The sequence below is a fragment of the Brevibacillus sp. FSL K6-6036 genome, assembly GCF_037964015.1.
GTDB lineage: Bacteria > Bacillota > Bacilli > Brevibacillales > Brevibacillaceae > Brevibacillus > Brevibacillus borstelensis.
On record NZ_CP150173.1, the window covers coordinates 5,008,190 to 5,021,574 of the forward strand.

13 protein-coding genes are annotated in these 13,385 nt (G+C 53.3%); 5 read left to right on the forward strand and 8 right to left on the reverse strand.

The genetic code is table 11. The annotated features are described in order from the left end of the window. The first annotated feature begins 37 nt into the window (after positions 1–37). Entirely contained in the window at positions 38–1,093 is a 1,056-nt protein-coding gene (locus NST37_RS24350; protein WP_031932475.1) for a glycosyl hydrolase family 18 protein, read from the forward strand. A gap of 109 nt (positions 1,094–1,202) precedes the next feature. On the opposite strand, the gene kduD is transcribed toward NST37_RS24350, so the two are convergent. The 8 genes from kduD to NST37_RS24390 all read right to left on the reverse strand — a co-directional run bounded on the left by kduD (position 1,203) and on the right by NST37_RS24390 (position 8,814). After that, complete coding sequence (gene kduD, locus NST37_RS24355) at positions 1,203–1,967, reverse strand: 2-dehydro-3-deoxy-D-gluconate 5-dehydrogenase KduD (protein WP_031932474.1); 765 nt, start codon at positions 1,965–1,967, stop codon at positions 1,203–1,205. 31 nt (positions 1,968–1,998) lie between these two features. Next, positions 1,999–2,706, reverse strand: coding sequence for a sulfite exporter TauE/SafE family protein (locus NST37_RS24360; protein ID WP_024983684.1), 708 nt, complete (start codon positions 2,704–2,706; stop codon positions 1,999–2,001). 48 nt (positions 2,707–2,754) lie between these two features. Further along, positions 2,755–3,273, reverse strand: a complete 519-nt coding sequence (def, locus tag NST37_RS24365) for a peptide deformylase (protein ID WP_227277648.1) — start codon at positions 3,271–3,273, stop codon at positions 2,755–2,757. Positions 3,274–3,275: 2 nt separating this feature from the next. Beyond that, the gene (locus NST37_RS24370; protein WP_003388733.1) at positions 3,276–3,518 is read right to left on the reverse strand and encodes a helix-turn-helix transcriptional regulator; all 243 of its coding nucleotides are present in this window, start codon (positions 3,516–3,518) and stop codon (positions 3,276–3,278) included. A gap of 198 nt (positions 3,519–3,716) precedes the next feature. Further along, the gene (locus NST37_RS24375) at positions 3,717–4,544 is read right to left on the reverse strand and encodes an undecaprenyl-diphosphate phosphatase (RefSeq protein ID WP_024983682.1); all 828 of its coding nucleotides are present in this window, start codon (positions 4,542–4,544) and stop codon (positions 3,717–3,719) included. 249 nt (positions 4,545–4,793) lie between these two features. After that, positions 4,794–5,183 (reverse strand): BlaI/MecI/CopY family transcriptional regulator, encoded by a 390-nt coding sequence (locus tag NST37_RS24380; RefSeq protein WP_003388735.1) that lies wholly within the window; start codon positions 5,181–5,183, stop codon positions 4,794–4,796. A 97-nt stretch (positions 5,184–5,280) separates the two neighbouring features. Next, positions 5,281–7,602 carry a M56 family metallopeptidase gene (locus NST37_RS24385; protein ID WP_339185979.1) on the reverse strand — a complete coding sequence of 774 codons (2,322 nt, stop codon included), beginning with the start codon at positions 7,600–7,602 and terminating at the stop codon, positions 5,281–5,283. A 207-nt stretch (positions 7,603–7,809) separates the two neighbouring features. Next, the gene (locus NST37_RS24390; protein ID WP_039070768.1) at positions 7,810–8,814 is read right to left on the reverse strand and encodes an iron-siderophore ABC transporter substrate-binding protein; all 1,005 of its coding nucleotides are present in this window, start codon (positions 8,812–8,814) and stop codon (positions 7,810–7,812) included. Between the two features lie 178 nt (positions 8,815–8,992). Here NST37_RS24390 and NST37_RS24395 point away from each other — a divergent pair, with 178 nt between their 5' ends. From NST37_RS24395 to sbnB, 4 genes are all read left to right on the forward strand, one after another. Next, positions 8,993–9,955 (forward strand): iron ABC transporter permease, encoded by a 963-nt coding sequence (locus NST37_RS24395; protein WP_081607767.1) that lies wholly within the window; start codon positions 8,993–8,995, stop codon positions 9,953–9,955. Then, positions 9,952–10,965 (forward strand): iron ABC transporter permease, encoded by a 1,014-nt coding sequence (locus NST37_RS24400; RefSeq protein WP_003388740.1) that lies wholly within the window; start codon positions 9,952–9,954, stop codon positions 10,963–10,965. The genes NST37_RS24395 and NST37_RS24400 overlap by 4 nt, the downstream gene beginning before the upstream one ends. A 346-nt stretch (positions 10,966–11,311) precedes the next feature. Next, the gene (gene sbnA / locus NST37_RS24405; protein WP_003388741.1) at positions 11,312–12,286 is read left to right on the forward strand and encodes a 2,3-diaminopropionate biosynthesis protein SbnA; all 975 of its coding nucleotides are present in this window, start codon (positions 11,312–11,314) and stop codon (positions 12,284–12,286) included. A gap of 93 nt (positions 12,287–12,379) precedes the next feature. Further along, the gene (gene sbnB / locus NST37_RS24410) at positions 12,380–13,378 is read left to right on the forward strand and encodes a 2,3-diaminopropionate biosynthesis protein SbnB (RefSeq protein ID WP_031932471.1); all 999 of its coding nucleotides are present in this window, start codon (positions 12,380–12,382) and stop codon (positions 13,376–13,378) included. Positions 13,379–13,385: the final 7 nt, after the last annotated feature.

A 13,385-nucleotide genomic window follows, 5' to 3' on the forward strand; every position in this document is an offset into this window, starting at 1 on the left:
TCGCAGAGGCGGGGACGAGCGCCGAGGGGGAGCACAAGTGAATTTGACAAGCAAGCATGCAATCGCCATCGCTGTATTCATGATTGCCCTCTTGGCCGTCCTCATCTTTGTGATGAAAAGTACCGGTTCAAAGAAGCCCGACCCAAACCAGCCTCATGTGGAGCTATCGGCTTGGCTCGCCGACTGGCAGTGGGGGGACGGCCTGGACGAATTCAGACAAATTACAGAGGGCCTCACCAGCTTGCAGGCCTTCGCCGTGTACTTTGACGACAAGGACAACCTTCACCTCACCGAGGAGCTTCGCGAAGCCTTGCCGCAAATCGTAGAGGCGTCCAAGCAAAGCAGCCTGGTGTATGTGGACCTGACCATCGTAAACGATGTAATTTTAGGGGATGGCACATCAGTTCAAAAAGACCCTGCGCTTGTGACCAGGCTGATGGCCACAGAGCAGAGCCGCAAAAAGCATATCGACAACATCCTGGCTGCCGTCACCAAGTACGATGTTCGCGGAGTGGAGATCGATTACGAAAATATCCGCAGCGAGGATTGGGACCATGTGCTCGCGTTTTATAGAGAGCTTTATGAAAGACTCCGCCCTTTGGAAAAATCGCTGCGAATCGTGCTGGAGCCACGGGCCCCTATCGATAAGCTCAAGCTGCCGGAAGGCCCCGTCTACGTCATGATGGCATACAACCTTTTCGGCAATCACAGCGGACCCGGACCGAAAGCCGATCACGCCTTTATCGCCGATCTGGCCCGCAGGATGGACAAGCTGCCCGGCGAACCCTTCATCGCGTTTGCTGCCGGAGGATTTGACTGGGCGGAATCGGGCAAGGTCGCTTCGGTAACAGAAGAACAGGCAGCAGAGCTGTCGCAGCTAAGCCAAGAGGCTCCCAGGCGCGACGCCGGCAGCGGAAGTCTCTACTTCCACTACACCGATGATAACAACGTAAAGCACACGGTCTGGTATGCCGACCATGTCACCCTGGCCCAGTGGATCGACGATGCGCGTCAGGCCGGATATGAGAAGATCGCCCTGTGGAAGCTCGGAGGCCTGGGGCAGGAAACGCTGAAGGAATTGAATCGCTATTAGGTATCAACCATTGCAAATCAGACTCTCCCATTGACCACAAAAAACCAGACGGCCTGCTGTTCGGGCCGTCTGGTTTTTTCATAGGGCAGAAATCGTTGCTTCTGTCGTTCTATCTGGCCATCCAGCCGCCATCGACAACGAGCACATGACCGTTGACATAGTCGGATGCTTTCGAAGCCAGGAACAAAGCCGCTCCGACCATATCGTCAGGCCTTCCCCATCGTCCTGCCGGAATCCGCTCCAAAATGGACTGCTGGCGTTTGTTGTCATTTCGAATGGCTTCGGTGTTATTCGTCTCGATATAGCCCGGGGCAATCGCGTTCACCTGTACGCCATACCCTGCCCATTCATTGGCAAGGGATTTGGTCAAACCGGCTACCGCGTGCTTGCTCGCCGTATACGCCGGAACAAATACGCCGCCCTGAAAGGAAAGCAGAGAAGCGATATTGATGATCTTGCCCGATCCCCGCTCGACCATCCCTCTGCCGATTTCCTGCGAGAGGATAAACACAGCGTTCAGATTCACATCGATGACACGCATCCATTCCTGTTCGTCGTAATCGACTGCCGGTTCACGGTAAATAATACCCGCGTTGTTGACCAGGATGTCGATACTGTGCTTTTCGAGCACCGGCTTGATTTTTTCCCGAATCTGCGGCACTTCGCCCAAATCAACCAACACCGTTTCGCAGCTGCCGCCCGCCTCGTCGATCTTGGCTTTTGTTTCATCGAGATTGTCGCGATGGCCCAGCAGCAGCACATGCGCCCCCGCAGATGCCAGTCCTACCGAGATGGCTTGGCCGATCCCCGTCCGCGCCCCCGTCACCAGGGCTGTCTTTCCTTTTAACGAAAACAGATTCTGAATCATGTCCATACCGCTTCTCCCCTTCTATGACTCGATTTCCTCAGTGGCTCGCCGCAATACTGCTCAAGCCCTCCAGCAGCATATAAACCCCGGTGAACAGCAAGATGACATATGTAAAAATACGAAAGAGCTGCTGGTTAATCCTCTTGAACAAGATCTGGCCGAGAAATAGTCCCAGAAAAACGAGCGGCAGCGCATAACCGCTGGAAATCCAGATCGTGTCTGTCGTTCCGGCAAAGAGGATTTGGACGAGCAGGCTCATCGAATAGATGAACAAATAGAAGGCTAACGTCGTGCCCCTCAGTTTTTCTTTTTGCGTGTCTGTCCCGGAAAAGTATAAAAGCAGCGGCGGTCCAGGCATGCCTATGCTAGTGGTGAGTATCCCCGACAATCCTCCAACGGCGTAATCCCTCGCCTTGGTCTGGTCCATGCGAAGTTTTAGAATCAACAAGACGGTTAAAAGCAGGATGATGATGCCAATGCCAAGCTTCAGCATGCTGATGTCTGCCGTTAAAAAGACGGTGATCCCTATCGGCAGTCCGACCGCACTGCCGACCACAAATCTTTTTAGGATTCCTTTATCAATGTCCTTTTTTATCTTCGTGATAAGCGCGACGGAGATAACAAGCGACAAGAGCAGATTGATTTGAACCGCTTCTTTTGGCTCAAACAGAAGGAGCAGAAACGGTGTCGCCATAAGCGAAAAGCCAAAGCCTGTGCTCGTTTGCAGGACAGAGGCTACCAACATGATCGCAATAAACAGCAGTACCGTACCCGTGACAGTCTCACCTCCCCGCTACATTCCCTGATTGGTCAAGCGAATCACGTCCATGACAGCGACCTTCCGCTTGGTCGCCTCGTGGTACAGCCACTGGTCCCGGACATGGTCTACAAACAGGATTCCATCCAAGTGGTCCACTTCATGCTGGATACAGCGGGCAAGATACCCTTCGGCCTCAAGCGTGAATTCCTCTCCCTGCCTGTTCAGGCTCTTTACTGTTACGTGATTGGCCCTTTTCACATATCCCCAATAGCCGGGGAAGGATAAACAGGCTTCCGGTCCGAGCTGTTCTCCGCTCATGGAGACGATCTCGGGATTGATCAGTTCAATCAATCCATCGCCGCAGTCCATGACGACCACTCTTCGCAATATCCCGATCTGCGGCGCAGCCAGACCGGCTCGGCCGTCAGTGGCGTACAACGTTTCCACCATATCATCCAAAAGCTTGATCGTAGCGGGAGTAACGGAATCGACCGGCTTAGCCTTTTTCCGCAAAATCGGTTCTCCGAACGGCAAAATCTGTTTGCTGGCCATCGTTATGCGCCTTCTTTCTGTTTGGGTGGTGTATGTACCCATAAATCGCTTGGTGTGCATTCCAAAGCTGTGCACAATGCGTCAAGCGTGTCCGCTTTCATCTGTTTGGGTTGACCGGTCAGCAAGGCGCTGATGGAGGCAGCCGACAGACTGTACCCCGCTTTTTCTTTCAAAAGCCTCGCCAAAGCTGCGCCTGTCCAGATTCCTCTCTCCGCCATTACTTTGCGTAGCATCCATACAAGCATCTTGATCGCTCCTTATTGGAATATCCGTTATGAACCGGCAGTTAATAAATTAAGGTATTACCTAAATAATTAAGGTGTAACCTACTATATCACAAAGCAATGCTGAATCAAACCCTTTCGCTTTTTCACATAAAAAAACACGTCTCCATTCGGCAAGGAGACGTGTCAATCTGTACATGGCTGTTAAATCAAGCCGTCTTACAGGAACACAAAGTAAATCACAGCCGCGAGCACCAAGCGGTAAATCGCAAACGGAACCAGCTTGACGCGGTTGATCAGCTTCAGGAAGAAGCGGATCGAAATAAGCGCAAAGACAAACGCGCTGATAAACCCGACGATGAAAAAAGGAACGGCATCGAAGGTGATGTATTCCCATCTTTTCAAAAGCGACAGGAAGCTTGCTCCCGCCATGATCGGCACTGCCATGATAAACGTAAAATCGGCAGCCGCCCGGTGGCTCATCCCGAGAAGGACACCGCCAGAGATCGTGGACCCGGAGCGAGAAAAGCCCGGCCACAGCGACAAGCATTGTATCAGTCCGACCATCAGCGCCTGTTTATAGGTGATTTGGTCGACTGTCACTACTTTCGGTCGGCCCGGACGGAACCAGTCCGCCGCAATCATCAGCAGCGCACCGATGACGAGGCCGATGACGACCGTCTTTGTCGAGAACAGGTATTCATCGATGTAATCGTCAAAGAGAACGCCAAAAATCCCGGCTGGAATGAGACCGATCAGCACGGTCAAAAGATTCAGGCGCGGTCCGGAGGTGGACTGGCCCGGCATCTTTTTGAGCCCGAGCAGGTTCATGAAGCGGTCCCACATCAGAACGACGACTGCGAGGATCGACCCCAATTGGATCACGATTTTAAACGTATTGGCGACTTCCGGGGAATACAGTTCTTTGGTCTGGAACAAGAAATCGTCGACGATAATCATGTGGCCGGTAGAAGAGACCGGCGCAAACTCGGTAAGTCCCTCAACCAGTCCGAGGATCAGGGCGACAAACGCTTCCCATAAGCTCAATGGATTCACACTCCTACTAGATGAAAACTATTAGACCCTACTGCTCTGTATCTGGGGACATAATCGTTGCCTCGATGAATAACTCCTTTATTAAGGTACACGATTGCGGCTGTGAATCCAAGGATTATAGGAGAAAAGATAGCAAATTCCTATCAAAACGAATTGCAAAAAAGAAGCTGTACTTGTGCGGTACAGCTTCTTTCTGGTTTGCTTGTGTACAAGAAAATAGCGAGGCTGCGATGGAAAAGGTTATGTCCTTTTGTTGGAATCCTGCTTCTCCAGCAAAATTTTCTGCAGCTGCTCAATCTCCTTTTCGGATAGATGGGCATCTTCCAGAAAGTTGCTCACCATGAGATGAGCTGCTCCGCCGAACACTCTTTTGAGAAAAGACTGGCTTTCGGCTCGGATACATTCTTTTTCCGATACCAAAGGGTAGTATTTGTAGCTTCTTCCTTCTTTCTCGAACCCGATGGCTTTTTTCTTCAATAGTCGATTTATAAATGTGCGGACTGTCTGATCGCTCCACTCGATCTCTTTCGGCAGCTGCAGAGTAATTTGGTCGGCCGTTATCGGGTTGTCCTTCCAGATTATCTTCATGATTTCCCACTCGGATTCCGATATTTTCGGCGTATTGGCCATATGGTCACCCTGCTTCCCTTTATAATTCCCATTTACACTCGTAAACAAAAGAAATTGTGAGTCATAATCGTACAGGCGTAAACGCAAGCTGTCAATGTTATTTGAAATTGACCAAATCGATGGGCTTTTCATTCATCAGGAATTGCAAAATCCTGTTCCGCTCGGGACTGTCATCGGCTGGGCCGTCATTCCAAAAGGTGACCTTCAAGCATACATCGTCTTCTTTCCAGAAGTAGACGACCAGCTCCGCCTCCCTCGCGCTGCTCAATGGTCCGTCTGTTTTATGGCTGACCGTCTTGAGCAGCTCTTTTCCCGCTATGCTGACCGGCTGCAGCTTCACTTCATTTTTTTCGCCGTCGATCCGCTCAAAAGCGACGGTACCGTTCTTCTTCATCGTTTCGTACATGCTGTTGTTTTTGATTTGCTGAAGCTTTACCCTTTTGACTCCCGCCTTGGTCTCATCCTTCGGTTTATAGAAAATGGTGAGATCCCTGTTCTTTTTGTCTGCCTCATTTTCTGGAAAACTGAAGTTCATCTTGTCGCCAATCCAGGCACGGTCGGCTTGAATCGCTCCCGGGAGCTCAAAGGGAAACTTGGGCACAAAGCCAATCGCTTCAGGCAGCCGCTTTACATCTCCTGTGTCGTAAATGCCTTCGTTCAACTGTTCTTCGCTGATAAATCGCTTGTACAGCTCCTCATCAGGATATTTCATCGAGCCGATGATGCTGATAATCTCGTCATCCTTGAACTTGAAGTTTGATCCGGAATTTGTGATCTCATACTGGACGCCTTGGTCCTGCCAAAAATAATGCCGCTGAAAGTCCTTTTCGTCCCCGTGCTGTATGGTGAATTTTACGATTTTCTGCCCGTTAACGTTGAAGGTCTCTTTCTTCTTCTCCAATTTTTCTTCGGTCTTTTTATCGCCATCCATAATCGTTATCGTTGTAAAGTCGTTTTGATCGAAATCGTCGGTCACGGCTTCCAGATCAGCCTCGGCAGGCTGTGCCTTTAACCGAAAGCTGCCGTGGTTGATGCCCTCGACAGTTTTGGCAAAGCGCAATGACGCCAAGCTTGTGCCTGCTTTTTCCTTCGGGGCAAAGTGGATGACTGTAAAACGGTACCCGTCAGGCAAGGCTGCCGGAACCTTAAATTTGAAGCCGGAAATCTTGACGACCTTTTCCAGACTGGCATAAGGCCGCTGAAAATCATAATCGAACAGAATTCGTTCCTTCTCAACCGACTCCGTGCTTGCGGACTGGCTCCCGGGAGTTTGAGGAGCGCTGGCGGGCACCGGGCCAGTCGAAGGCACCGGACTGCTGGCGTTGGTCAATGTGGCTGCCCCCAGCATCCCTACGCATAAAACGGCAGCGACAGACAGTTTATACGATCCCTTTTTAAACGACTTGATCATGTGAATCCTCCTCTTCATTTCCATTTGTTGATTGGGTCCGAAAAAATACAGCAGCTCAGACTGGCGGCCAGCGGGCGAAAAGCGCTTCAGGCATTCGATGATCGTCATCCCATATGGCACCGCCTCCGCTTCGCCGAGCACCTCCAGAACACAGGCGTCGCAGGCTAGCTCCCTGTCTGCTTTCATCCGCTTCATGCCAATCCACACCAGCGGATTCATCCAATGGATCGCCAGCGCCAAGCTCCCTATCGCATTCCACATGATGTCTTTTCTCTTGTGATGGGCCAGCTCGTGCAAAAGGATGTGGGCAAGCTGGGAAGCGCTCAGCTCCCTGGCCATTTCCTGAGGCAAATAGATCCACGGGCGGAAAAGTCCGGAGAGGTACGGGCTTTTCCCCTGTCGTCCGGTATAGACAGGAACAGGTTCCCTGATCCCCAGGCGCAGTCGGCAATCCTCTATGATTGACACGATTTGGGGATCTGTCAGCAGCTCCAGCCGTCTGCGCTGGCGACCCATTTTCACTGAAAATGCGGCCACATACAGAATCAGGGCCGCCGCTCCGGCCAGCCACGCGACAGCGGCGAGTCGCAAAGCGAGTGAATAGGATAAGCCCGCTTGTTCCGTCCCTTCATCTGCTTGACGGGCAGGGACGTTCGCTGGCTGCTGCGAGCCTTCCATAAGCGGCGGATGCATCTGAGTCTTTGGAAATGCAGCATAGTGGAGATTTTCAACCATCTCCGAAGGCAGCCGGTTCTCAGCCAGCGGTTCCAACACGACGGTCTGTTTGCTTGCCTTGCCCAGCTGCAAGAGGTGGAAAATGCTCACCGGACTGTCCGGAAAAACAGGGACTAGCAGCCTTAACAGCACCAGCAGCCACAAAGCATGCACAAGACGGGGACTCAGCCTGCGGCGCAGCAGTCTTTGCACAGCCAGCACCAGCAGCAGGACGACGCTCGCCGCTGCGGTAGCATCCAGGAACCAAAGAAAAGCGCGAATCAAAATATCCATGTTTTCCCCTCTCCGGCAATTTGGGTTTACCATTTACATTTGTAAAAGAAACTGACTGCCTTTGATATTACATTTGTAAATACAAACTGTCAATAGCTGGTTTCTGTGGAATTTTATTTTTTGCCCGTGGACGTTCTCAGAAAAAATAAAAGCCAGCATGCTCCGGTCGAACCCCGAAACACACTGGCTCCATTATTAATGCCCACTCTACTTGTCCAGATGCTTGATCACTTCATCCAGCATCAGGTTTCGCGACAAAATCCCCATCCCGCTCAGCCACGGGTCAGTCGATACCTCATACACATTCCCGGCCTGAACTGCCTTTAATGTCGCCCAAAGGGGATTTCCCTTCAGTTTGGTTGTCATGATGTTTTCCTGGTCGCGGCTGAACCAGAAAATGACGTCTCCGTCCATATCGGCGATTTGCTCCTCGGTTGCTTTCTTGGCAAAGTCTTTCTCCGACTGGGCCTTCGGGCGAGGAAATCCAAGCTCCTCGATAAATTTCCCGCTGTACGATTCCGACAGGTAAATGCGAACGTGGTCCGCATTCATCCGCAACACGGAAACTTCTGTTTTCCCGATCTTATCGCCCATCTTTGCTTGAAAGTCAGCCACCCGCTTTTCATAATCGGCTATCAGCTTTTCCGCTTCCTGTGCTTTCCCCACAGCCTCGGCATGCAGCTTCAGGTTTCCCTTCCAATCCAGCCCCATCGTCTCAACAAAAACAGTGGGGGCCATTTGCATCAGCTTGGAATGAATCGCTTCGTGCTGGTCTTTGGTTCCCAGAATCAAATCCGGCTTTAATGCCGCGATGGCCTCCAGATTCGGCTGGTCGATCGTTCCCACCTTTTCGATTCCGCTCGTTTTGTCGCCCAGATACGAGAAAAACGGTTTGTCGAGAGACACTGTGGCAGCGCCAACAGGTGTTACGCCGAGTGCCAGAAGATTATCCAGAGCGCCATTGTCCAGAACGACGATGCGCTTGGGTTCGGCCGGCACCTTTACTTCTCCCATCGCGTCCTTTACGGCATGCGCTTGCGTACCTTCCTGGCTTGGCGCATTCTCCTGGGGCGAGGTACTGGAGTTCGCAGCGTTGGACGCCGGTGCTCCCTGAGCGGATGGCGCAGCCGAATTGCCGCATCCAACCAGGAAAAGAGAGAGCGACAGTATCAGTAGAAAAAAGAAAAGGGCATGTCTTGACATGGAATACATTGACAGATTCCCCCTTGCTTTGTATATTTTTCATGAGAATGATAACTATTCTCACAATTACGAATCATATACTTGATAAATAAGGTTGTCAAGGATATTTGTGTAAATCACATCCGGATTGCGAGTGAACGTTGTGGGCAAATCGCGGAAACATCTCCGGCTGCTTGCCGGGCTGATCATGGGACTTGTTGCAGTCCTTCTCTTCATCGGGATCAGCATTTCATTTGGGATTGTGGACATCAGTATGCTGACGGTTGTCGAAGCATTCCTGGAATTTGACGGGTCCAGGGAACATCTGATCATTTCTACCACCCGTCTTCCCCGGGCGTTGATTGCCGCGGCGGTAGGAGCGTGCCTCGCCGTAGCGGGGGCTATGACACAGGCTCTGACCCGAAACCCATTGGCTGCTCCCGATCTGCTGGGCATCAATCACGGAGCCGCGCTGTTGGTTGTCCTGTCCCTGTTTCTCGTCGGCGGGCATAATCTCACCCTTTATGCATGGGCAGCCTTTCTCGGGGCGGGGGCGGTGTCCATCCTCGTCTTTCTGCTCGGTTCTGCCGGGCGCGGCGGCATGACTCCTCTGAAGCTGACGCTGGCCGGCGTCTCTGTCACGACCCTCTTGTCCGCGTCCACCCAATCGATCCTGATCTTTCACGAGCGCTCCCTTGACGAAATGCGCTTTTGGCTGGCAGGGTCGGTCGTAGGGCGGGATCTTGCGCTTCTCGTTCAGGTGCTTCCCTTTATGACAGCCGGGCTGTTGCTTGCCTTTTTCCTGAGCAGGGAAGTCGATACGCTGCAGCTCGGAGACGATGTAGCCAAAAGCCTGGGACAGCCAACGAAAATGGTGCGAACGCTCGCCTTCATTTCTGTGGTGCTGCTCTCTGGCAGCAGCGTGGCGGTGGCCGGTCCCATCGGATTTGTCGGGCTCGCTGTTCCGCATCTGGTCAGGTCCATCGTCGGCAAAGACCACCGCTGGATTTTTTCCTACTCGGCGGTAGCGGGAGCTGCGTTGCTGCTGCTTGCTGACGTGGCGGCGCGCTTCATTTTGGACAACCAGGAGCTGCCTGTCGGCGTGATGACAGCTATCATCGGGGCTCCATTCTTTATCTACCTGGCGCGGAGGAGGGTGCACAAGCTATGAGAGGGGAAATGATGAATAGGCGCCCGACAACGCTTTTTGCCCTGCTCATCCTGCTTGCCATCGCTTTTTTTATGGCCAATATAGGGGCGGGCGAATACGAGCTGTCTTTGTGGGAAGTGGTTCAGACGCTGTTCGGACTGGGGAGCGGGGAACATTCGTTTATCGTCAATACGCTGCGTCTTCCGCGTGCTTTGATTGCTTTTCTGGTAGGGGCGGGACTGGCTGTTTCGGGAGCGATTTTGCAAGGGATTACCTCCAATCCTCTCGCTTCTCCCGGCGTCATCGGACTGAATGCAGGGGCATCTCTCGCCGCTGTTCTCGTCATTGTCGCTCTGCCGGCGGTTCCGCTCGGCTTTTTGCCGCCTGCCGCCTTTGCAGGAGCGCTGCTCGCGGCGATTCTCACCTACTGGCTCGGCTGGAAGGAGGGGAGCTCGATGTACCGGATCATTTTGGTCGGAGTGGGCGTCTCCGCAATCGCGCAAGCCTTTATTACGATCATCATGATGTCGGGAAAGATCATGCTCGTGACGCAGGCCCTGATCTGGATGACGGGAAGCGTCTACGGCAGAGGCTGGGAGCACTTCTATGCCCTCCTTCCCTGGATGATCCTGTTTCTCCCGCTGGCGTTTCTGCTTTCCCGCCAACTGAACCTGCTGCAGCTCGGCGACGACGTCTCCAAAGGGCTCGGCAGCAAAATCGAGTGGGTGCGGGGCGGGCTGATTCTGGTCAGCGTCGCTTTGGCAGCAGCTTCCGTGGCGACCGCCGGAACCGTGTATTTTGTCGGCTTGATGGCTCCCCATATCGCCAGACGGTTGTTCGGTCCCTCCCATACGACGCTGCTTCCGGCCTCTGCACTGACCGGCGGGCTCCTTGTTCTTGCTTCCGATTTTGTAGGCCGGACGATCGCTGCTCCGGTAGAGCTTCCCTGCGGATTGATTACAGCGATGATCGGGGCCCCATATTTTATTTATCTGCTTCTGACGGAAAATAAAAAATCAGGAAAAATGTAAGGAAAAGACATTATTGACAATGATTATCAATATCATCTAAAATGGGGTTGCCCACGGGAGAATTGGACGGGAAAGGAGGTGATTTTCTGATCGGTGAGGGTGAAGTGAAACTGTTTTCGCAAAAACACGAAAAGCCGTCAACCAGACAGACTTTGGCCGGTACAGCCTGGTCACGGCGTTCGTTTTCGCACCCCGTTTTTTGCTGGGCAAAGTAGGGCGCCTTTTCTGAATGTAGCAAAATCAAGCATGGATGTAAACGCAAAGGGATCTTCCTATCAGGCAAATCCTCATTTTTTTGAACGAAAATGATAATGATTATCATTTTTATTTGAGGGAGGGCAACCGTATGCCTTTTGCAGGAACACGACCCACTATCGCATCCTCCATCGTCGATTGCGTCGGACACACTCCTCTCGTTCAGCTCAAACGGCTTTTTGCGCGTCCAGGGCTGAGCGTGCTGGCGAAGCTTGAGTTTATGAACCCGGGCGGCAGCATGAAGGACCGTCCCGCCCGCTACATCGTCGAACAGGGGCTGCGGGATGGGACGATTCGTCCCGGCACCCACATCATCGAGAGCACATCCGGCAACCTCGGCGTCGCGCTTGCAATGGTTGCCAGAGTCTACGGCTTATCGTTTACATGCGTCGTCGATCCGAAAATTACGAAGGCAAATCTCCAAATCCTGCACCAGCTCGGCGCAAATATTGACATGGTGGATCAGCCTGACGACCAGGGCGGATATTTGCAGACCCGTATCCGCAGAGTAAAGGAGCTGTTGACCATACTCCCCGACAGCTTCTGGATCAACCAGTACGCCAACGAGCTGAACTGGAAGGCCCATTATCACGGGACCGGCAGCGAGATCGTGGAACAACTGGACGGGCCGGTAGATTGCCTGTTTGCCGCCGTGAGCACGACAGGCAGCATCATGGGCAACGCCCGTCGCCTGCGGGAAGCTTTTCCGAGCATCAAAATCGTGGCAGTGGATGCAGTCGGCTCGGTCATCTTCGGTTCACCCTCCGCTCCCCGGGAACTGCCGGGCATCGGCTCCAGCCGCGTCCCCGAGCTGTTGAACCCGGACGAAATTGACGAGGTCGTGCACGTGAGCGATCGCGAATCCGTGCAGGGCTGCAGGGACCTGCTGTTCCACGAGGGGATTTTCGCCGGAGGTTCTTCCGGTTCGGTCATCGCCGCTGTTCGGAAGCTGCTTCCCTCCTTTCCTCCCTCCTATCGCATCGCCGTCATCCTGCCGGACAGAGGGGACCGTTACCTCGACACGGTTTACGATGACGATTGGGCATCCGGTTTGCCTTCGCTTTAAACACTACGCAAAACGAAAGAGGTGTGTCCCGTGATCCACGCAACCAATCAGCAAAACGCGCTCACGAACCATGCTGCTTCCCATGCTCCCTCCCTGCTTTATCTCAACAGGGAGGCCATCGCTTCACTGGGCGGGAACACGTCCGCCCTCTATGTCGAAGCCATCGCCGAGGTGCTCGCCAAGCACGCCCGCGGCCAATACGTCCAGCCGTTGAAGCCGTACCTGCGGACAGACGAAAAAGACGGCCATATCGCCGACCGGATTATTGCCATGCCTGCGCATGTCGGCGGGGAGGATTCCGTCTCCGGCATCAAATGGATCGGCAGCAAGCATGACAATCCGGAAAAAAGAGGGCTGGAGAGAGCGAGCGGTCTGATTATTTTGAACGATCCTGTCTCACGCTATCCGATCGCGGTGATGGAGGCGGGCATGATCAGCAGCATGAGAACGGCGGCGGTCACGGTCGTGGCTGCCCGCCACTTGGCCAAGCAAGGGTTTGCCACCGTATCGTGCATCGGCTGCGGACTCATCGCCAGACGGCAGCTCCAATCCCTGCTGGAACAATTCCCCCAGATTCAATCCGTCCATTTGTTCGACCTGCACGAAAAGGCGGCCCGGCAGCTCGCCCAGGATATGGCTGAAGCCTTCCCGGCTGTCGCTTTTGCCGTGGACCGATCAGCCGAGCAAGCGATTCGCCAGGGAGAAGTCGTCGTGACGTGCACCGTCGCGGACCAGCCCTACATTCCGTTTGAATGGCTGCAAAAAGGGGCCTTTGTCAGCAATGTCTCGATTATGGACTTGCATAAAGAAGTGTTTATCCGCGCCGACAAGGTGGTTGTCGACGACTGGGAGCAGTGCAACCGGGAGAAAAAAGTGATCAACCAGCTCGTGTTGGAAGGAAAATTCTCGCGCGAGCGGCTGCATGCGGAGCTGGGCGAAATCGTCATCGGCGAAAAATGCGGCCGGGAGACAGACGAAGAAATCATTATCCTCAACCCGATGGGCATGGCTGTCGAGGACATCGCCTGCGCCCAAAAAATGTATCAGAGGGCAGTAGAGCTCGGGGTCGGCCTTCCGCTTTCCTTGTATTGACGCTTTG

Coding starts and splice junctions, on each gene's coding strand:
- NST37_RS24370 (WP_003388733.1), bottom strand. CDS start 3,518: ATGCTTGTATGGATGCTACGCAAAGTAATGGCGGAGAGAGGAATCTGG.
- sbnA (WP_003388741.1), top strand. CDS start 11,312: ATGCCTTTTGCAGGAACACGACCCACTATCGCATCCTCCATCGTCGAT.
- NST37_RS24395 (WP_081607767.1), top strand. CDS start 8,993: ATGGGACTTGTTGCAGTCCTTCTCTTCATCGGGATCAGCATTTCATTT.
- NST37_RS24360 (WP_024983684.1), bottom strand. CDS start 2,706: ATGTTGGTAGCCTCTGTCCTGCAAACGAGCACAGGCTTTGGCTTTTCG.
- NST37_RS24385 (WP_339185979.1), bottom strand. CDS start 7,602: ATGGATATTTTGATTCGCGCTTTTCTTTGGTTCCTGGATGCTACCGCA.
- NST37_RS24400 (WP_003388740.1), top strand. CDS start 9,952: ATGAGAGGGGAAATGATGAATAGGCGCCCGACAACGCTTTTTGCCCTG.
- NST37_RS24380 (WP_003388735.1), bottom strand. CDS start 5,183: ATGGCCAATACGCCGAAAATATCGGAATCCGAGTGGGAAATCATGAAG.
- def (WP_227277648.1), bottom strand. CDS start 3,273: ATGGCCAGCAAACAGATTTTGCCGTTCGGAGAACCGATTTTGCGGAAA.
- NST37_RS24390 (WP_039070768.1), bottom strand. CDS start 8,814: ATGTATTCCATGTCAAGACATGCCCTTTTCTTTTTTCTACTGATACTG.
- kduD (WP_031932474.1), bottom strand. CDS start 1,967: ATGGACATGATTCAGAATCTGTTTTCGTTAAAAGGAAAGACAGCCCTG.